This window comes from Flavobacterium anhuiense (assembly GCF_001705175.1).
Lineage (GTDB): Bacteria > Bacteroidota > Bacteroidia > Flavobacteriales > Flavobacteriaceae > Flavobacterium > Flavobacterium anhuiense.
The window spans coordinates 3,410,251-3,430,366 of sequence record NZ_CP016907.1 but is presented as its reverse complement, the minus strand read 5'-3'; the positions used below and the strand labels follow the sequence as shown (position 1 = coordinate 3,430,366).

At 34.3% G+C, this 20,116-nt stretch carries 16 protein-coding genes; 5 read left to right on the top strand and 11 right to left on the bottom strand.

Features of this window, described 5'->3' with window-relative positions; translation table 11 throughout:
* The first annotated feature begins 124 nt into the window (after window positions 1–124).
* Both BB050_RS15050 and BB050_RS15045 read left to right on the top strand, forming a co-directional pair.
* A complete protein-coding gene (locus tag BB050_RS15050) occupies window positions 125–1,042 on the top strand; it encodes a PorP/SprF family type IX secretion system membrane protein (RefSeq protein WP_008468871.1) in 918 nt (305 codons plus the stop codon).
* 12 nt (window positions 1,043–1,054) lie between these two features.
* On the top strand, window positions 1,055–2,998 hold the full coding sequence (locus tag BB050_RS15045) for an OmpA family protein (protein ID WP_066034105.1): 1,944 nt from the start codon (window positions 1,055–1,057) through the stop codon (window positions 2,996–2,998).
* Between the two features lie 117 nt (window positions 2,999–3,115).
* Here BB050_RS15045 and BB050_RS15040 read toward each other — a convergent pair whose 3' ends face one another.
* The 6 genes from BB050_RS15040 to pyrR all read right to left on the bottom strand — a co-directional run bounded on the left by BB050_RS15040 (window position 3,116) and on the right by pyrR (window position 7,676).
* Complete coding sequence (locus BB050_RS15040) at window positions 3,116–3,622, bottom strand: CAP domain-containing protein (RefSeq protein ID WP_066035184.1); 507 nt, start codon at window positions 3,620–3,622, stop codon at window positions 3,116–3,118.
* Between the two features lie 185 nt (window positions 3,623–3,807).
* Entirely contained in the window at window positions 3,808–4,452 is a 645-nt protein-coding gene (gene pdxH, locus BB050_RS15035) for a pyridoxamine 5'-phosphate oxidase (RefSeq protein WP_066034104.1), read from the bottom strand.
* A gap of 145 nt (window positions 4,453–4,597) precedes the next feature.
* Window positions 4,598–5,503, bottom strand: a complete 906-nt coding sequence (locus BB050_RS15030; protein ID WP_066034103.1) for a ribonuclease Z — start codon at window positions 5,501–5,503, stop codon at window positions 4,598–4,600.
* A 59-nt stretch (window positions 5,504–5,562) separates the two neighbouring features.
* Window positions 5,563–5,895 (bottom strand): ribonuclease Z, encoded by a 333-nt coding sequence (locus BB050_RS15025; RefSeq protein ID WP_066034102.1) that lies wholly within the window; start codon window positions 5,893–5,895, stop codon window positions 5,563–5,565.
* Window positions 5,896–6,100: 205 nt separating this feature from the next.
* The gene (locus BB050_RS15020; protein ID WP_066034101.1) at window positions 6,101–7,030 is read right to left on the bottom strand and encodes an aspartate carbamoyltransferase catalytic subunit; all 930 of its coding nucleotides are present in this window, start codon (window positions 7,028–7,030) and stop codon (window positions 6,101–6,103) included.
* A 106-nt stretch (window positions 7,031–7,136) separates the two neighbouring features.
* Window positions 7,137–7,676 (bottom strand): bifunctional pyr operon transcriptional regulator/uracil phosphoribosyltransferase PyrR, encoded by a 540-nt coding sequence (gene pyrR, locus BB050_RS15015; RefSeq protein WP_008468864.1) that lies wholly within the window; start codon window positions 7,674–7,676, stop codon window positions 7,137–7,139.
* A gap of 201 nt (window positions 7,677–7,877) precedes the next feature.
* On the opposite strand from pyrR, the gene BB050_RS15010 reads away from it, so the two are divergent.
* On the top strand, window positions 7,878–8,351 hold the full coding sequence (locus BB050_RS15010) for a hypothetical protein (RefSeq protein WP_066034100.1): 474 nt from the start codon (window positions 7,878–7,880) through the stop codon (window positions 8,349–8,351).
* Between the two features lie 449 nt (window positions 8,352–8,800).
* A complete protein-coding gene (locus BB050_RS21895) occupies window positions 8,801–8,974 on the top strand; it encodes a hypothetical protein (RefSeq protein ID WP_164085588.1) in 174 nt (57 codons plus the stop codon).
* 199 nt (window positions 8,975–9,173) lie between these two features.
* Here BB050_RS21895 and BB050_RS15000 read toward each other — a convergent pair whose 3' ends face one another.
* The 3 genes from BB050_RS15000 to BB050_RS14985 form a co-directional block, all read right to left on the bottom strand.
* On the bottom strand, window positions 9,174–10,793 hold the full coding sequence (locus BB050_RS15000) for an ABC-F family ATP-binding cassette domain-containing protein (protein WP_066034098.1): 1,620 nt from the start codon (window positions 10,791–10,793) through the stop codon (window positions 9,174–9,176).
* A 304-nt stretch (window positions 10,794–11,097) separates the two neighbouring features.
* A complete protein-coding gene (locus tag BB050_RS14990) occupies window positions 11,098–11,871 on the bottom strand; it encodes a TlpA family protein disulfide reductase (RefSeq protein WP_066034096.1) in 774 nt (257 codons plus the stop codon).
* A 147-nt stretch (window positions 11,872–12,018) separates the two neighbouring features.
* A complete protein-coding gene (locus BB050_RS14985; RefSeq protein ID WP_066034095.1) occupies window positions 12,019–12,249 on the bottom strand; it encodes a helix-turn-helix domain-containing protein in 231 nt (76 codons plus the stop codon).
* Between the two features lie 82 nt (window positions 12,250–12,331).
* Between BB050_RS14985 and BB050_RS14980 the strand changes: the two genes are divergently transcribed.
* Entirely contained in the window at window positions 12,332–12,562 is a 231-nt protein-coding gene (locus BB050_RS14980; RefSeq protein WP_066034094.1) for a hypothetical protein, read from the top strand.
* Between the two features lie 196 nt (window positions 12,563–12,758).
* Here the strand turns inward: BB050_RS14980 and chiA are convergent, their stop codons facing one another.
* Complete coding sequence (gene chiA / locus BB050_RS14975) at window positions 12,759–17,495, bottom strand: T9SS-translocated chitinase ChiA (RefSeq protein ID WP_066034093.1); 4,737 nt, start codon at window positions 17,493–17,495, stop codon at window positions 12,759–12,761.
* A gap of 487 nt (window positions 17,496–17,982) precedes the next feature.
* Window positions 17,983–20,049 (bottom strand): beta-N-acetylhexosaminidase, encoded by a 2,067-nt coding sequence (locus BB050_RS14970; protein WP_066034092.1) that lies wholly within the window; start codon window positions 20,047–20,049, stop codon window positions 17,983–17,985.
* Window positions 20,050–20,116: the final 67 nt, after the last annotated feature.

Below are 20,116 nucleotides of genomic sequence, written 5' to 3'. Positions count from 1 at the left end.
AATACGCTGTAAATATCATTTTACAGCGTATTTAAAAACATCCGTAAAATTTAATCATCTCAAAAAAAAACATTGAAATTCAATGATTTAAAAAGTCAATAGTAATTATTAAATAAAATCTACTATGAGAACAAAATTATTTTTCTTCGTCATTCTGTTAGTTACATGTTCAGGGTATTCACAGCAAGATGCACAGTATACGCAGTATATGTATAACACAATAAATATAAATCCTGCCTATGCAGGTTCTCGTGGAGCACTTAGTATTTTTGGTCTTTACCGCACCCAATGGGTAGGTCTCGACGGAGCACCAGAAACAAGCAGTTTTTCAGTTAACTCTCCTATAAATAATAGCAAACTAGGTATAGGGGCTTCATTAGTCAATGACAAAATTGGTCCTACCAATGAGAATAATATCTCAGTCGATGTCTCTTATACAGTTCAGACATCTGCCGATTTTAAACTTTCATTTGGTATTAAAGGAACTGCAAATATTTTCAATTTAGATGTAAATAAATTAAATCCCGCCGATCAGGGAGATCCTCAATTTCAGGATTTAAACAATAAATTCAGTCCAAATGTTGGAGCTGGAGTCTACTGGCATTCTGATAAAGCTTATATTGGTTTGTCTGTTCCAAATTTTATTGAAACAAATCGTTACGACGACAATGACGTAGCAATTTACAAAGACAAAATCAATTATTATTTAATTGGAGGTTATGTATTCAATCTTGACAAATATGAATATGTAAAATTTAAACCTGCTGTTTTAGCCAAAATGGTTCAGGGCGCACCGCTTCAAGTAGATCTTTCAGCCAACTTTATGTTCTATGATAAATTTATGCTTGGTGCAGCCTATAGATGGAGCGCCTCTTTAAGCGCTATGGTTGGATTTCAAATCACAGACGGACTTTATTTAGGTTATGGGTATGATAGAGAAACTTCAAACTTAAACAATTATAATTCAGGATCACACGAAATTTTCCTTCGCTATGAATTCTTCTCAAACAAAGGCAAAATGACAACTCCTCGTTTCTTCTAAAAATTAGGTATCATGAAAAACTATACACTACTTTTAATTACAATTATAGGTGCTTTTTCATTTAGCAGTTATGCACAGCAGTCAAAAATAAATAATGCAGACAAAAAATATGACGGCTATGCTTATGTAGATGCAATAAAAACTTATGAAAAAGTTGCTGCAAAAGGCTACAAATCTGAAGATATGTTTAAAAAACTGGGAAATGCCTATTACTTCAATTCAGATTTTCAAAATGCGGCAAAATGGTATGGCGAGTTATTTGCAATGAACACAAAAGTGGAACCAGAATACTATTTTAGATATGCGCAATCTCTAAAATCTACTGGCGACATCAGCAAAGCCAATAAATTTCTGGATGAGTTTAATGCTATCTCCAAAAATGACAGCAGAGGAAAACTTTACAAAGAAGATGTAAACTACATGGACCAGATTAAAGCAAATTCTGGGAGGTACCAGATAGAAGATGCAGGTATAAATAGCAGGTACTCAGATTACGGATCATTTATTTACAACAACAAAATATATTTTGCTTCAGCGCGAGATACTGGAAATTTTACAAAACGCAAACACAAATGGACGGGAGAATATTTCACCAACATTTACGATGCAGATTTGGATCCTGCAACAGGAAGCACATCAAAGGTAAATAAATTCAAATCTGCTATTAATACCAAATTTCATGAGGCCTCTCCCGTGTTCACAAAAGATGGGAAAACAGTTTATTTTACCAGGAATAACTATATTGATGGAAAAAAAGGAAAAGACGAAAACAAAGTTACCTTAATAAAACTTTACAAAGCAGAGCTGGGAAAAGATAATAAATGGACCAATATTACTGAGCTTCCTTTCAATAGCAATAACTATAGCACGGCTCACCCAGCTCTTAGTCCAGATGAAAAAACGCTTTATTTTGCTTCTGATATGCCAGGGTCAATCGGAGAGTCCGATATATATAAGGTTACCATAAATCCAAATGGCGGATATGGCCCACCGGAAAATCTCGGAAATAGCATTAATACGGAAGGAAAAGAAACATATCCTTATCTGACCAGCGAAAACGAGATTTATTTTGCCTCTGACGGACATCCAGGTTTGGGAGGTTTGGATGTTTTTGTCGGCGATATTGACAATAGCGGAAAAGTGAGCAATATCCAAAATGTGGGAGCAGATGTCAACTCACCAAAAGATGATTTTGCGTACATCATTGATCCCGAAACAAGGAGAGGATTTTTCAGTTCAAATAAAGAGGGCGGACAGGGTTCTGATGATATCTACAAATTCCTAGAAACCAAAAGGCTCAAATGCGTTCAGGAATTGTATGGCGTTATAACAGATGCTGAAACTGGTGCCGTACTGCCTGGAGCAAAAGTTACTTTGTACGATGATCAGATGAATCTTAAAAACTCTGCTGCTGCAGATGGTTCAGGTCTTTACTCTTTTGCTGTAGAATGCGGAAAAGCCTATTATGTGAGAGCCGAAAAACCAGAATACACAACCAGAGAATTAAGTGTCACGATTGAAAAAACAAGCGGTAAAACAAACTTACCGATTGCACTGGAAAAAGCAACCTGTAAAGTTACTGTGGGCGATGATTTAGGAAAATGTTTCGGCATTAAAATGATTTATTTCGATTTGGATAAATCAAATATTAGAACCGAAGCTGCATTGGATCTAGAAAAGATACTAGCTGTTCTTAACGATTATCCTAATATGAAACTAGACATTCGTTCGCACACAGACAGTAGAGCTTCTCATCAATACAACGAAGCTTTATCTGACCGAAGAGCCAAATCAACTATTCAATGGCTGGTTAAAAACGGAATTGCGCCAAACCGATTAACTGGAAGAGGATATGGTGAAACAGAACTTGTAAATAAATGCGCTGATGGCGTTCCATGTACCGAAGAAGAACATCAGGCCAATAGACGAAGCGAATTTATTATCACCGCTTTATAATCTTAACAATAGACCAACAAAAAAAGCTGCTTTTAAGCAGCTTTTTTTAATTTAAAAAGTCGTTGCAATTCTATGAATCACAACGACTTCTAAAAAACCAACCTGTTCAATAAATCTTTAAAGCTTAACAAAAATGTTAGTATAATATTTTTTTCCTGTAGCTGGATCTGTCGTTACAGACAATCCAAAATGAGTAAAATCTCCTTCAATATTTTCTTTGTGCCCCGGACTTTCTAGCCAAGCTCTTACAGCTGCCTCAGGAGTTTTATAATTGTAGGCAACATTCTCTCCTACTTTCTTTGCTCCTAATACACTCGTCATATTGCTAGATCTAGCCGCAAAATCATTATGATTCACAACATTATTTTCAATCATATATTTGTTATGCTCTTCACATTTAAAAGATATATGATTCACTCTTTCCAAGGCATTTAAACCAATACTCACACGGTATTCGTTTATCAGTCTCATCGTTTCTATTTCGGTATCATTGTATGTGTAATTTGCAACAAGCGTTTCTGTTGGACTAGTAGTATCCAAGCTTGCTTCGGCAGCGTCAGCAGAACATGCGTTCATTGCGACTAAAATCGCAATGAACAACATGGTGCGCGTAATCTTTTTCATAATCATCAGCATTGTAGCGGTTTAAAGTAAATGTTGGGGCAAATCCTTTAAATTTATCTTTGAATAAATATCGTTTGCTTTATTGTATTCCAAACGTATTCAATTTACCGTTAAAGTGCAAAAATAATCGACGAAATGCATTCATTTTATATTTTTAAATATAAAATTCCTACGTAAAAATACTTTTACGAAGATAATCTTTCAATCTTCCAAGAAAAATCTGACTGGCTGGTATAACGAATTCTATCATGAAGTCGATTTGGTCTTCCCTGCCAGAATTCTACTTGAAGCGGAGTCACAATATAACCGCCCCAATTTTCAGGTCTAGGAATTGGTTTTCCGTCAAATTCGGCTTCTAGTTTTTTTAAGTTTTCTTCTAAGAATGTTCTTGACGGAATCACTTCGCTTTGATTAGAAACAATCGCTCCAAGTTTACTGCCTTCAGGTCTTGAATCAAAATAATTATCTGAAATAATCTCAGAAGTTTTCTGCGCAATTCCTTTAATAATAACCTGACGTTCCATCTCCTGCCAAAAAAATGACAGACAAATATTTGGATTTGCTTCTATCGCTTTTCCTTTCTCTGAATTATAATTGGTATAAAATATAAAACCTTCCTCAGAAAATTTCTTCAATAAAACCACACGCGATTTCGGAAAACCATCTAGTCCAATCGTCGAAACCGTCATAGCATTCACCTCTCCGCTTCCGCCAAAATCTTCCACTTCATGAAACCATCGGTTAAAAAGATTAATCGGATCTTCAGGAATATTAGTTTCCAATAACTCGCTTTTCTCGTAAGATTTTCTATAATTACTTAAATCGTTCATGATTTATTATTTAGATTATTGACTTTAGATTTTAGATTTTTTGTTTCAGGTTTCAAGTTTCAAGTTTGTCAGGCTGAGCGGAGTCGAAGCCCTTCTAGTTACAATAAGAAACTTAGCATCTTAGAACCTTAGTATCTTAGCAACTTTAAAGATCAAAACTCACTCCATCATCTCCCAAGAGCACATTTGGAAAAACTTCCTCAGCTTCTTTCTTAAAAGGCTCTATTCCATCATATCGTGTTGAATAGTGACCTAAAATCAATTGCTTTACATTAGCTTTTAAAGCAATATTTGCAGCTTCTTTTGCTGTCGAGTGCAGTGTTTTTTCTGCCAATCTTGCCTCCGATTCTAAAAATGTCGATTCGTGATACAAAATATCGGTATTCTGAATAACTGGAATTATCTCTTCGTTATAAACTGTATCCGAACAAAAGGCATAACTTTTTGCTGGCGGTGGATCAAAAGTAAGTTTTTCGTTTTCAATTATAGTTCCATCATCAAGCGTAATATCTCCGCCATTTTTGATTTTCTGATAATAAGCAACATGAATATTATAGCGCTGAACAGCTTCTACATCTAATTTTCTTTCGTCGGGTTTTTCCTGAAAAAGATAACCATTCGTATAAACGCGATGCTTCAACGGGATTGTTTTTACAATCACTTTTTTATCTTCAAAAATAACTTCGCTTTCTTTCGATTCTAATTCGTGAAAAAACAGAGAATAAGTGGTCCAAGATTCTGTCAATTTTAATTGAAGCAGAATCAATTCTTTAATTCCTTTTGGACCGTAAATATGCAAATCTGTGGTTCTTCCTAAAAGTGAAAAAGTCGAAATAGTTCCTATTAATCCAAACAAATGATCTCCATGAAGATGCGAGATAAAAATGTGATTAATTTTAGAGAATTTAATCTTGTTTTTACGAAGCTGCACTTGAGTTCCTTCGCCACAGTCAATTAGAAATAATCTGTTCTTAATTTCTAAAACCTGCGAAGTGGGATTAGTAAGCGTTCTGGGAGTTGCGGCATAACAGCCAAGTATAGTTAATTTCATTTCTCAATTAAAAATTGATAATTGACAATTATTAATTTTTAATTATCAATTGTTAATTATTAGAAACCTAGATCTCTTTCTATTTCTTCCATTTCGATAATATCGTGAGCTTCTAAAAGAGAAGGCACTACAACCAATTTATCTGAAATAGCATTAAAATCAAGATCGGTTGCTACAATTACAAACGATTTTTTTGCTTTTTTCTGAACTTTAGAAAGCGGTAAAAAAGCTTTTAAATCATTTTCTGAAATATTAGAATCTGATGACAAATCGATTATAATATTTTGTTTTTCAAAAGTTTTAAATTGTTGCGTTACTTTTTCCAAGAAAGCATTTACATCTCCTTGCGTATCTTTAATCGTAACGGTATGTCCTTTTTGATCTACTTTCATTTTATATTTTTGAGGGCTTATATTTATGCTAATTTACTAAGTTTTTTTGTTGTTTCAAGTTTCAAATTTAAGTTGCCAAACTTTGTGAGCTTAACCACAAAGTTCGCAAGGTTTTTTCGCAAAGTACACAAGAAAAAACAAAGCTTTGCGAACCTCGCGTAGCTCTTTGCGAACTTTGCGGTTAAATTTTAAACCAGAAACAAAATTATTGCTGAATCTTAGAAGCCAATAAATAAATAACCGCCATTCTAATCGCTACACCATTCTCCACCTGATTCAAAATCACCGAATGATCAGAATCTGCCACTTCAGAAGTAATCTCTACTCCTCTATTGATTGGCCCAGGGTGCATGATTACAATTTCTTTGCTAAGAGAATCCAAAAGCGGTTTATCTACTCCGTACTGCTGTGCGTACTCGCGCGTTGATGGGAAGAAATTCACATCCATACGCTCATTTTGTACACGAAGCATATTTGCTACGTCGCACCATTCTAGCGCTTTTCTTAAATTCGGTTCAACCGTAACTCCAAGCGATTCAATATATCTCGGAATCAACGTTTTTGGTCCGCAAACTTTTACTTCTGCGCCTTGCATCTGCAAAGCATATATGTTTGAAAGCGCTACACGCGAGTGCAGAATATCGCCTACAATAACTACTTTTTTTCCAGCAACATCTCCCAGTTTTTCTCTGATAGAATAACTGTCCAATAAAGCCTGAGTTGGATGCTCATGTGCTCCGTCTCCTGCGTTTACAATGCTTGCTTTGACATTTTTAGATAAAAAATAAGCCGCTCCGGGATTAGAGTGGCGCATTACAACCATATCCACTTTCATCGAAAGGATATTGTTTACAGTATCAATCAAGGTTTCTCCTTTTTTAACCGATGATTGAGCTGCAGAAAAACTGATGACATCAGCAGATAAACGTTTCTGCGCTAATTCGAAAGAGAGTTTGGTTCTGGTACTGTTTTCGAAGAAAATATTGGCAATAGTAATATCTCGTAATGAAGGAACTTTTTTAATTGGTCTATTAATGACTTCTTTAAAATGATCTGCCGTTTCAAAAATCAGGTTAATATCATTCTCGTTGATATATTTGATTCCTAATAAATGATCTACGCTTAATTCTTTCATTGTGTGTGTTTATATGTTTAATCGTTGAATTGTTTAATCGTTTTTTCTCAAATCGCTTAATCGGTGTTATTACCGATTAAACAATTAACCGGTTAACCGATTAAACTTAATTCGTCACTAGGTGAACAACATCTTCACCATCATTTTCTTTCCAGCTTACAATTACTTTTTCACCATTGATAGCATCTACCTGACGGCCTCTATAATCGGGCTGAATTGGCAAATGACGGCTGAAACGTCTGTCTATTAAAACCAACAATTCAATTTCTGAAGGTCTTCCGAAAGATTGAATGGCAGTTAAGGCAGAACGAATGCTTCTTCCGGTAAACAAAACGTCATCGATAAAAATGACTTTTTTGTCTTCGACTATAAAATTGATTTGGGTTTTATTGGCTTCAAGCGGTTTATCAGTACGACGGAAATCATCTCTAAAAAAAGTGATGTCCAGATATCCTAAAGAAATTTCAGGAACCTTATATTCGTTTTCTAATATTTGTTTTAAACGTTCAGCTAAAAAAACGCCTCTTGGCTGAATTCCAACTAAAATAGTTTCAGAGAAATCAAGATGTTTTTCGATTAACTGACAAGCCAAACGATGGAGTATGATAGTAACTTCTTTCGAATTAAGTAATACTTTTTGACTCATAAGTGATTGTAATGTTTGGTTGCGCAAATATACGGAATCTGATTTTATTTGTTGGGTGTTGGGCGTGGAAATGTTTTTTTGAGGAAAATTTTATTTCCTAATAATTTTCATAATTATTTTAATTGACAGCAATACTTTTTTTATTCTGAATTGATTTTAAAATATATTTTAGCTTTACAATAAAATAGTAAATTCATAATTATGAATCAAAAATATTTAAACAGTAATACAAGATATATTTTTTTATTTCTCATTTCAGTTATGACTATAAATTGTAAGAAATCAGAAACCTATATAAACGAATATACTCTTACTGAAACCGTTAAACGCAGCACAAAAATTACTATTGAACTTCATAAAAAATTAGAAACTGATTCAGCAACAACATTTCCTGTAGTAGATAAACTATGTGAAGTTACAAATAAAAATCAAATACTTGATTTTGAAAAAGTATTTGCAAATGGAAAACGTACTGATTATTGTTGTTGTCCTGATATCAACTATTCTATCAACTTTTATCAAAATGAAGAAAAAGAATATTTTGCTCTTTATCATGTTGATACAACTCAATTAAAAAATAAGGTAAGAATATTTGAAACTGGTTATCAATATTCATATATAGTTGACAAAAATATCTGGAAAAAATATTTGAGTAAAATAAATGAGAGCCATTAAAAAACCCAAAAACATATTTCTATTAGATAGTTTTGGAGCATTGATTACTTCCATTCTACTCTTTTTTACACTTAGAAATTTCAATGACTTTTTTGGATTATCTAAAGATATTTTCGAATACCTTTCTATTATAGCATTCATATTTTTCATTTACTCCATTAATTATTATTTTTTAGTGAAGCAAAATTGGAAATCGTTTTTAAAAATAATTTGCACCGCGAACATTCTTTATTGTATCCTAACATTTGGTATATTAATCTTCAATTATGAAAGCATTTCTATTTTTGGCATTATTTACTTTCTGGCAGAAATAATTGTAATTATTGGACTTGTTGTTTTAGAAATGAAAATTATAAAATCCAAATCCTAAAACATTTCCAAAAAATTCTATAACACATTTTCCTGATTTCTGAAGTAATTTTAAATAATCAATTTAAAAAATCAGAATCATGCAAAATAAAATACTAAGATTGTTAATGGTATTTGTAATACTGTTTTCATTTACAAGCTGTGAAGTTATAGGAGAGATTTTTAAAGCCGGAATGGGATTCGGGATATTTATCGTAATTTTTATTATTGCGATTATTATCTGGATTTTCGCAAAAATGTTCGGAAGCAAATAATAGTAAAATAAACAAATAAAAAATCCCAAATTCCAATTTTTATAGCGGGATTGTTTTTTTGCCACAAAGTACACAAATTAGCACAAATTTAATTCGTGGAAATTCGTGTAATTAGTGGCTATATTTTTAAATACAAAAAATCCCAAACTCCAAGTTTTATTTGGAATTTGGGATTTTTAATATATTGGAATTTCAAAAATTAAAGATTGTACATCTTCTTTCTTTGTTCCTGAATTTTTTCATCATCAAGATATTCGTCAAATGTCATGTAACGGTCGATAACTCCGTTTGGTGTTAATTCTACGATTCTGTTACCAACAGTTTGCGCGAACTCGTGGTCATGTGTTGTGAAGATTACAGAACCTTTAAAGTTTTTCAATGAGTTGTTGAAAGCCGTAATAGATTCCAAATCTAAGTGGTTTGTCGGTTCGTCTAGCATTAAAACGTTAGCACGCTCCATCATCATTCTAGATAACATACAACGTACTTTTTCTCCTCCAGATAAAACTCTTGCCGTTTTTAGAGCTTCTTCTCCAGAGAAAATCATTTTCCCTAAGAAACCTCTAATGAATACCTCATCACGTTCTTCTTCTGTTTTTGCATACTGACGTAACCAGTCAACCAAAGTCAAATCGTTTTCAAAGTATTTATGGTTCTCAGCTGGCAAATACGCTTGGTTGGTTGTAATTCCCCAATCAAAAGTTCCTGCGTCTGCTTTTTGTTCTCCGTTTAAGATTTCGTAGAAAGCTGTTGTTGCGCGTGAATCTTTAGAGAAAAGAACGATTTTATCGCCTTTTGCCATATTCAGATCCACATCTTTAAATAAAACCTCTCCGTCTACAGAAGCCGCTAAATTTTGAACGTTCAAAATCTGATCTCCCGCTTCGCGATCTTGATCGAAAATAATTGCAGGATAACGACGGCTTGAAGGTTTGATTTCGGCAATGTTTAATTTCGAAATCATTTTTTTACGAGAAGTAGCTTGTTTCGATTTCGCCACGTTTGCACTAAAACGACGAATAAATTCTTCCAACTCTTGTTTCTTCTCTTCTGCTTTTTTGTTTTGCTGCGCACGTTGTTTTGCCGCTAATTGGCTAGACTCGTACCAGAACGTATAGTTTCCTGAGTAGTGATTGATTTTTCCGAAATCAATATCAGAAATATGAGTACAAACCGCATCTAAAAAGTGACGGTCGTGAGATACAACGATTACAGTGTTTTCGTAGTTTGCCAAGAAGTTTTCTAACCAAGCGATTGTCTCAAAATCCAAATCGTTGGTAGGCTCATCCATAATTAGCAAATCTGGATTTCCGAAAAGCGCCTGCGCCAAAAGCACACGTACTTTCATTTTTCCTTCCATATCAGCCATTAAAGTATAATGATCTGCTTCTGTGATTCCTAAGTTAGATAACATTGCTGCAGCATCAGAATCGGCGTTCCATCCGTTCATTTCTTCAAACTGAACTTGTAATTCCCCTATTCTGTCTGCATTAGCATCATTATAATCTAAATAAAGTTCATCCATTTCTTTTTTAACAGCGTATAGAACTTTATTTCCCATTAAAACGGTTTCCAAAACAGTATGTTCGTCGAACATGTTGTGGTTCTGGTTTAAAACCGACATACGTTTTCCCGGCTCTAAATGAATGTGTCCAGAAGTTGGGTCGATATCGCCCGAAATCACTTTTAAAAAAGTAGATTTTCCAGCACCATTTGCTCCGATAACTCCGTAAATATTTCCATGAGTGAAAGTTGTATTTACTTCATCAAATAAAACTCTTTTACCAAACTGAACTGATAAATTGTTGACTGTTAACATGAATGTCTTTTTAATTAATTTGGTGCAAAAGTAGTGAAAAAGGTTCTAAGTTGCAAAGATGCTAAGGGGCTAAGGTTTTTTCTTTTGAATAAGCATTTTCTCGCAAAGTCGCAGAGATGCAAAGTTTCTTTGTTAATACATATAACTGAATTGCGTCCAGCTTTAGCTGGATGTAAATTATAGTCTCATAAAAAGGCTTTAGCCAAACTTTAGAATTTGGGCTAAAGCCTTTTTCATTTCCAATCGAACCTCCATCTAAAGATGGAGGCAATTCATAAGCTTTGCCCAGAATGGATTAATTCATCTACAACTTGCTTTCTTTAGCCAAAGCCACTTCTAAACTTTCAAAATTAGGGAGCACTTTTGCAATCATTCCTTCTTTGTTTAGAATAAAATGTGTTGGGAAAGAATTCAGCTGCAAAGCATTATTCATATATTCTTTCATGTCTGGAATTACAGAATACAAAAGAGGTTTTCTAGCTAAAAACGTTTTTAATTGTTCTGCTGAATCTTCGGCTAAACTCATAAAAACAATATCTTTTCTGTCTTTATATGCTGAAACTAGTTTGTTGACTTGAGGAAACTCTCTGATGCATGGCGTGCAATGAATGTACCAGCATTTTATCACAATGATTTTTCCTTTCATGGATTCGTTGGTTACTAGATTTCCGTCTAAATCTTTGAATGAGAATTGAGGAAAAGCGGTTCCTTCCATTTTATAGTTTTTATAAGCATCAAAACCAATTTGATTGATTGTCGCTTTTATACTTGTATCTGTTTTTGGCTGAATTTTAAAAAGCTTATAGACGTAAATATTCGCTTCAGATTTCAATCGAACTGGGATAAAGTTCCCGTTTGCTAATTTATCTAAAAAGGCTTCTTTTGTTATTTCTTTTGAAGCTTCGTCTAAAGCGGTAAAATCTCTCGAAAGCATTATTTTTTTATTCTGATAAACGGACCATTCTGGGTAAGTTTTTTGAATTTGAGTGGGATCGACTTCTGGATTTCCGAATTTATTTTGGCCGAAAGAGAGAGTAGAAACTAAAAATGTGATTAAAATAATTAATAATTTTTTCATGAAGTTTTATGCGATAATTGTAATTCAAAAGTACGGATTTCTTTTTAACCGCGAAGTTCGCAAAGGATCTACGCAGAGTTCGCAAAGGGTTTCTCGCTCCCGATAGCTATCGGGACTGCAGATTTAGCAGATTTTTTTCTTCAAAAATTATTTTAATTGAAAACTGAGCAAATCAGCAAGCTCAATATCTAAAGCATTTGCTATTCTAATAAGAGTTTTTATACCTGTATTTATTTTGGCTCTTTCAATTCTACCAATTTGATTTCTGGGAATACCACAATCATCAGCCAAATCCTGTTGAGATAAGCCTTTTTTTTCACGCAATTGTCTGATGTGAACTCCAAGATTTATAATAAAAACTTCTTCTGAAATATCCATATTTCAAAAGTCATAACAAATATTTTTTAATTTGACACAAATTTGTGTCAAGTTTTAATATATTTACAAAAATTATAAGATTATGATTACAAATGAATTTTCAACCGAACTTGAAACAAGATTAAACGATTTCTTTACAGACAAAATTGATTGTAAAGAAATGGCAAAAATGATACGAGAAGTAAATAATGCACTTTCGTTATCAGTTATGAGAAAATGCGAAACGATAGAATCGGGAATAAAGAATGTCGATGATAATTTTTATTGGCTTAATCAACTTGCAGAAGTTTTAGATCCTTATTTGGAGGCATAAAAAAATGTTTTAGCCATAAAAAAAACCCGACAATAAAATTGTCGGGTTCATAATGCGCTACTTGAGGCAAAAACCAAATAACAAATTACCTCAATTCACAGCATTTAAGAAATAAAAATTAGGTTAAAAAATAAATAACCAAACTCAATTTTAACCGTCCCAATTTTCTTATTTCTAAATTTTCAATCCTTTTATTTTAGTTTAAAAAGTTCATTACTTTCAATGACTTTTTGTGTCCTGATTTATTGGTTACTATCACAACAAAAATCTGTTTACTAGCAAAACTTGGGCTATTAAGCAACACTTCTTTATTGTTTTGAATGTTTCTGTGGCTTGTAACACTCTGCCCTATCGTATTGAATACGTCAACTTGAGCAATGTCTTCTGTTTCGTTAGATACCGATAAAGTATTGTTTCTAAAGTAAGCCACAGTCGTATTGCTATCAGCCGTTATATCTTCTACAGCCAATGTTTTAGCCGTAGCTTGCGATGCAAAATAAGCAGCATACGCTTTAGACAATTCAGATGAATTACCGCAAGAAGAGGCATCCCAGTTTACAGACCAAGTCATTAAACCTCTTAAAGAAGGATATGGTCCGCCTGGCTGCATAGTGTAGGTTCTTCCAGTGAAATTGGTTCCGTTTCTTAAATAGTCCATAGCATTGATTCCTTCTGTTGGAGTTAGATATCCGCTGCCTGCTGCACTTGGACAAGCTGGCAATGCGATAAGAACTTTTGAAGCTGGCAAACCATCAAAATGCATTCCTGTTGAAGCAATGTTATACCCTTTTATGATCATATCAGTTAAGGCAGTAACCATGTTTGCTTTCTTAGCTGTACCATAATATTGACCGTCTAATCCGTTTTCTCCTCCTGTGTTGTACAATTGTACCGCTAACAAATCCAATTCGTTACGCAAGTTTTGAATGATTGGCAAGAACGAACCGAAAGTATCTGTATAAGTAGTATAACCACCTTGTACATATTGTGTTTCTGGAGCTGCAGTTAACAAGAATCCAGGGCCATAGTACGCTTTTAATTCTTTGAAAGCATCTACTACGTTTTTCAATCTTGGGTAAGCAGAAATACCCGCATAAGAAATATCTCTCAAACCTCCTGCGCTAAAATTCATAGATCCGCCTTCAAAATCAATATCAACTCCATCAAATTGGTACTCATCGATAATCGCTTTTAAACCATTAACGAAAATATTTTTCTGAGTAACATTTTCTAAAACAACATGTCCGTTTTGACCTCCAATAGAGACAATAACAGGAACACCGCTATCTCTTAAAGATTTTATATCATTTTTCAATAATTGCTTATCGAAAACTCCATTGGTCAAATATCTAGCATCATTTGTAGTTAATATTGGTGTATAACCATCACGATTAACGGTTTCTACGAAAGCATAATCGACTACATTAAATTTGCTTCCCTTTATTTGAGAAAAATATAAGAATGGAGCTGCAGTATTTTCCCAAGAATGCGCATACCCTAAAATAATTTTAGATGGAAGCGGAATAAATCTATTACCACTTATTGTAGCAATTTTAATAGTATTGTTTAAAGTAGTCACAGCAGCTTTATTATCTGTTGCTTTGATTACAATTGGATAATCCTGATAAGCAGTTGGCGTAAAATTATATGTATAAGTATTATTTGTACCTGCTGTCATATTAAATGTACCGCCGTTTATAGTAATAGTAACACCAGAAACTGATCCGTCGCTGTCAACCGCTGTAACTGAAATTGGCACAGCTTGGAAAGAACTTTGGTAAACAGTTGTATTTGATGGCGAATTCCAAGTAATTACAGGCAATGTATTTGGACAATTTGCACCTGAACAAGTTAATGTAAAACTATAGGTTTTTGAATCTGTTTGTCCGTTTGATGCAGTAGCGGTAACGGTTAACGTATGAGAAACTCCAAACTGATTTGCTACCGGTGTCCAAACCGAAGTATAAGTTCCAGAAGAATTGGTAGCACTTATCGTTTGTCCGTCTAAACTAAATACAACAGATGAGATTGTAGTCGCATCGGCAGCACTTAATCCTACACTTGCTACAAAATTAATTGATGATCCTAAGTTTATAGCAATCGATGAAGCTGTTGGTGCTGTAATGGCAACAACTGGCTTAGTCACAACCGTAGTTTGTGTATTAAAATTATAAATTGTTGGCGTTGTCGGAACAGCAAAGTTTGCCAGATTATTTGGGTAATAGGCTACTTCTCCATTTTGCCATGAATTTAATTTCAAACTCAAGATTTGTGTATAACCTGCTACAACTGAATTATCGAAAGTATAGTTTCCTGATGCATCTGTTGTTGCCAAAACGCTTTTCCAGTTGTGTGTGTTATCTGTCCATGGTAAAACGATTTCTACCTTAGCATTCGCTACAGGCGTTGAACCATTTTTCACAGTTCCGCTGATTAGATTTGTAGCTGCTGCTAATGCTACTTTAGCCGTTGAACTTGTATTGAAATTATAAACAGTTGGAGTTGCAGGAATTGCAAAGTTGGCTAGATTATTTGGATAATAAGCCACTTCGCCATTTTGCCAAGAGTTTAATTTCAAACTCAAAGCTTGTGTATAACCATCTATAACCGAATTGTCAAAGCTGTATTTCCCTTGTGCATCTGTTGTTGCTAAAACGCTTTTCCAGTTGTGGTTATTATCTGTCCAAGGTAAAACCAATTCTACTTTCGCGCCAGCAACAGGAATTGTTCCGTTTTTAACTGTTCCACTGATTTTGCTCGTAGTTGTTGCAACATCTTGAGTAAAATTCAATGTTTTATTAGCATTCAAATTAGAATAAACTGTAGATGCTGGCGTGAATGTTTGGCCTGTTAAAGCAGCCGTAACTGTATAATTTCCAACAGAAGCTAAAGTCAATGAATATGCTCCGATTGAATTAGTCGTTGCCGTAACATTCCCTGCTGTAGATGATGCAGTTACTGTTACACCAGAAACTGGAGTTGTTCCGTTAAGAACTGTTCCGCTTACGGTGTACGTTACCACCGCTGCTCCTTGAGTGAAATTAAGCGTTTTATTCGCGTCAATTGCATTGTAAACTGTTGAAGCTGGAGTATAAGAAAACCCAGATTTTGCAGCTGTAACGGTAAAGTTTAATCCTGCTGTTAAACCTGCAACGCTATACGCTCCACTTGCGTTTGAAACCGCTGTTAATGTTGTGCTTCCAGAAACTGCAGAAATGGTTACACCAGAAACTCCCGTTGTTCCGTCTAGTACTGTTCCGCTTACTGTGTAAGTTGGTTGAGTTCCGTTAATTATAACTCCTGTCTGATTTACAGTTACATTGTTTAAAGATACTGGGACAAATGTATAACTTGCTTTTGCTGCTGTAAGCGAATAATTTTGTCCTGAAGTTAAATTATTGAAAGCAAAGTTTCCTGTAGCAGAAACTACTGTTTGGATTACGGCATTGCTTGCATTTCGCAATTCAACCGTAACATTGGTAACCAAAGCTGATCCGTTTTTTACAGAACCAGAAATACTAACTGTTCCTGGAACAACGCTTCCAAAAGAAGTATCAACTTGGTTTAATAATGAATTTGGAATTGAGCCTCTTGTATCTTGAGACAATTCCCAAATCATACCTCCTGCTAAATTTTTAGATTTTATATATTGCACCTTTAAATCCATTGATTGTTTATCTTCATAAGAGATAAATTCTTTGGTAGTAGCATTATATAAGTAAGGAACTTTTGTAGTATTATCAAAATAACGAACCCATCCAGCAGAAGCTGCAGAAGGCGTTACCATCATAGTATTTGGATCTAAGTAAGGATGTGAATTGGTAACTGGGTTTCCTACTAAATCGCAGATTTCGATACTTCCTGATTTTTCACAAGCTCCAGAACCATCCCATGTACCTGTTGGGTTTTGCGGATTTGTACATCCAGGAACTACATATCTTGGTGCTGAAACAAACAATCCATTTGTTGAATTTGCGGCAACGTTATCGAATTTTTTTCCGTAAAAAGGCAATCCCATGATTAATTTATTGGCAGGAAAACCAATTACATTCAAATATTGATTAGTTAATTCGTCTAATGATTCTGATTGCGTTGCGCCATACAACGGGTCATTAGGGTTTCCGCTTGCATATAAAGGTGCGTTGTAACAAGTTTTATCGTACCAGTTACCGCCAAAATCGTATCCGAAATAAGTGATATAGTCGCAATAAGTCGAAATATCTTCTGTCATTCCGTATTGTGCTCTGTTGTTTGGCCCTAAATACTGTTTAGAAACATTTCTAACATTGTTTCCAGCAGCAATTGTAACCAGTTTATTTGGCATTGCCTGACGCATCGCTTTCAATAAAAGCACTAAATTTTTATTGTCGTCTGGGCTATATTTTTGTGGAGGAACAGGCGCACCATTTACTATTTCTGTACCGTCAGTTCCACCAGAAAGAGGATATTCCCAATCGATATCGAAACCATCAATAAACGGGTATGTAGTAATGAAGTTTGCCATGTCTGCTGCTAAAGCCGCTCTTGCTACAGGACTTGCAGCAATTGGAGAAAGATCTTGACCTTTTGTCCAGCCTCCCACAGAGATTAAAACTTTTAAATGCGGATACTTTTCTTTCAATTTCATTAAATCATAAAAGTTTCCTTTTACTGGTGCATCCCAAGGAATTCCACCTTCCATATGCTCAAAATCAGCATAAGTGTCTAAACATTTTAATTTTGTATTCTCAGGATGGGCAGGATCATAAGTGGTCCCATAAAAAGAATAATTTAAATGCGTCAATTTACTTCCATCAATCTTCGGAACATTAAAGTCCCTGGCATAGATAGACCATTGTGCATAATACCCTACTACTTTTTTTCCGTGGGCTGGTTGCGCCAACGCAAGTAAGGGAAACAGTAACAAAAAGAGCAATCTGTAAAAATGTTTCATAATTAATAAATATTAGTTAATAGAAAATAAGTAATTGGGCCGCAGCAGCATCAAGCTTCTGGGTTTCGCTCAACTGCAGGTTGGAAGGCTGCTGTCGATTGGAAATAAACTCAAATTAAATTCTATAGATAAATATTACTATTACTGATTCATACATAATCATTAGCCAATAGTAGTGATTGATATTTATTTATAATTTTTAAAAAATTAATGTTAAATACAAATGATAAATTTGGGACTACTCATCAATCTATACTCTTTTATTGTCATGTTTTGTGGTATTCTTTCTATTTGGTTTTTAAAAGGTTAATACTCCGTTATTGGTTATTTTTTTTTAAATTTTTACTGATTATTTCTGATGTGTTTGTTCTAAAAATTCAAAGTTGTCATTGTAATTACCCCTGCCATAAATATGGCAGAGATAATTATCACTCTAAAAAAACATTAGTAACTCAAAAACGTACTAAATACTAATTCAAATCCAACTCTAAATTAATTTCTTTAAACTCTCATAAACAGACAGTTCTACATCTGCATGATCTTTTGTATTGCATTGTTCAATCAATTTTTTCAGATCTGCAGGCGCTAAAGTTGATTTATTATCCAAAACCAATAATAGTTCCTGAGAAGCATCATTTAGTTTTTTAGATAATGGTAATATTGGCTGCACCAACGGTGCGTTATTGCTTAATTCTGTTAATCCTTTATGAACTGCAATCCATTTTGTAAAAAATGCAGCCACTTTGGCTTTATTGTCTGCCGATTTGTTAGCTAAATATTGGCTTACAGCTGCGTCAAATGCTAAAGCATCTTTTGCGTCTGGTCCACAGGCGTCTGCAAACAAGGTAAACGGAGAATACATTTGGTACTCTGTTCCTCCTTTGTTACGAGTATATCCTTTTAGGGGTTCGCTTACATTAGAAAAGTCTTCCAATGATTTGATATCCTGATTATTTGCAATGTTTCTTAAAATCACATCTTTATTACGAATATGTGTAATCCCCAATTCTTCCAATCTAAAAGAAATATTTTCTAAACGCTTGCGCATATTCTCAACATCTACTACATCTTCTGCCGACCATAATCTTTCTGCAATTGCAGCTGTTCTTGGCCAAATTCTAGAATCAATAGTTGTTGGGGTAACCAACTCGGTCCACATTGTAGCTTCTCCGCCTAAAATTCTTGCTTTTTCGTCGCTAGTTAAATTAGCCCCTTTTGGCATTGGGTCATTTAGGTAATGGCTTGCGATTGGATACATTAAATCGATATAATATCCATTTGATAAAACTGTTTTGTATCCTTTTTTAACGGCATCTACAAGAGATTGTCCAGCTGGCATTCCTTCATTTGGACCTCTCCAAGAATGCACAATGGCTTCTTTAGATAAATTTTTGGTTAAAATTTCTTCCCAACCCATTAATTGTTTTCCGTGTTTCTTTAACATCGGTGCCAATTGCATCGTGAAATACGTTTGCAGTTCGTGGTTGGTTTTTAAATTATGTTTCTTCTTGAATTCTTGAATTTTAGGATTTGCATCCCAGTCTTTTCCTTCGTTTTCATCTCCTCCAATATGGAAATAAGCTCCTGGAAACAACGGACAAACCTCATCAAAAACTTCACTTAAAAGTTGGTATGTTTTAGGATTTGAAGGATCTAATGTTGGCGAAAAAATTCCAGCATTTCTTTCAATTCCATAGGTAGCAATTGCTGTACCTTGAATATTTTTTTCGGATGTTCCTCCTGTCAGTGTAATCACTTTGCTTCCAATTTCTGGATAAGCAGTTAAGATTGCAGATCCGTGACCTGGAACATCTATTTCTGGAACAATTAAAATACCGCGCTCATCGGCATATTTTACGATATTTTTAATTTCCTCTTGCGTGTAATACATTCCATCCGAAGCTACTTGCGTAAATCTTGGATGTTTTTTCATTTCAATTCTCCAGCCTTGATCATCAACCAAATGCCAATGGAAAACATTCATTTTCATTGCTGCCAGTGCATCAATATTTCTTTTCACTACATCAATTGGCTGAAAATGTCTTGAAACATCCATCATTAAACCTCTCCATGTAAATCTTGGGAAATCTGAAATTTTTGAAGCTGGAAAATAAAATGTTTTTGAATTGTTTTGAAGCATTTGCAATAAAGTCTCTAAACCATGCAAAGCTCCTAAATCACTTGAAGCATTTAGAGTAATTTTGTTTGAAGTAATATCTAAATGATAACTTTCGTCTTCGTATAAACCAATTTTACCGCTTTTGGTGCAATTAATCTGTAATTCCGCATTTGGAACTTCATTTAATTTTTCAATAAAACCTTGCTCGAAAAATATACCTGTTCTACCATCCAAACGGCGCAAAAAACGAGTTACTCCACCAAAAATTCTTGGATTTGGATTTCCAGTAATGTTTACTTTAAAATTTTTGCTTAAATTAAAATTACCTTCATTAATAACAACATTCTGAGGCCAAGGCATAAGATTCAGCTGCTCTTTCTGGACTTGAGCACCTGCAGATATGCCAGCAAATAATAGTACAAATAGATATTTCATTTTTCTTTTTTTTTTGGTTGGATAGTTTTTTAAGAAGTATCCGAAATTTATATAAAAAACAAAACTC

Coding starts and splice junctions, on each gene's coding strand:
- BB050_RS15050 (WP_008468871.1), top strand. CDS start 125: ATGAGAACAAAATTATTTTTCTTCGTCATTCTGTTAGTTACATGTTCA.
- BB050_RS15045 (WP_066034105.1), top strand. CDS start 1,055: ATGAAAAACTATACACTACTTTTAATTACAATTATAGGTGCTTTTTCA.
- BB050_RS15040 (WP_066035184.1), bottom strand. CDS start 3,622: ATGAAAAAGATTACGCGCACCATGTTGTTCATTGCGATTTTAGTCGCA.
- pdxH (WP_066034104.1), bottom strand. CDS start 4,452: ATGAACGATTTAAGTAATTATAGAAAATCTTACGAGAAAAGCGAGTTA.
- BB050_RS15030 (WP_066034103.1), bottom strand. CDS start 5,503: ATGAAATTAACTATACTTGGCTGTTATGCCGCAACTCCCAGAACGCTT.
- BB050_RS15025 (WP_066034102.1), bottom strand. CDS start 5,895: ATGAAAGTAGATCAAAAAGGACATACCGTTACGATTAAAGATACGCAA.
- BB050_RS15020 (WP_066034101.1), bottom strand. CDS start 7,030: ATGAAAGAATTAAGCGTAGATCATTTATTAGGAATCAAATATATCAAC.
- pyrR (WP_008468864.1), bottom strand. CDS start 7,676: ATGAGTCAAAAAGTATTACTTAATTCGAAAGAAGTTACTATCATACTC.
- BB050_RS15010 (WP_066034100.1), top strand. CDS start 7,878: ATGAATCAAAAATATTTAAACAGTAATACAAGATATATTTTTTTATTT.
- BB050_RS21895 (WP_164085588.1), top strand. CDS start 8,801: ATGCAAAATAAAATACTAAGATTGTTAATGGTATTTGTAATACTGTTT.
- BB050_RS15000 (WP_066034098.1), bottom strand. CDS start 10,793: ATGTTAACAGTCAACAATTTATCAGTTCAGTTTGGTAAAAGAGTTTTA.
- BB050_RS14990 (WP_066034096.1), bottom strand. CDS start 11,871: ATGAAAAAATTATTAATTATTTTAATCACATTTTTAGTTTCTACTCTC.
- BB050_RS14985 (WP_066034095.1), bottom strand. CDS start 12,249: ATGGATATTTCAGAAGAAGTTTTTATTATAAATCTTGGAGTTCACATC.
- BB050_RS14980 (WP_066034094.1), top strand. CDS start 12,332: ATGATTACAAATGAATTTTCAACCGAACTTGAAACAAGATTAAACGAT.
- chiA (WP_066034093.1), bottom strand. CDS start 17,495: ATGAAACATTTTTACAGATTGCTCTTTTTGTTACTGTTTCCCTTACTT.
- BB050_RS14970 (WP_066034092.1), bottom strand. CDS start 20,049: ATGAAATATCTATTTGTACTATTATTTGCTGGCATATCTGCAGGTGCT.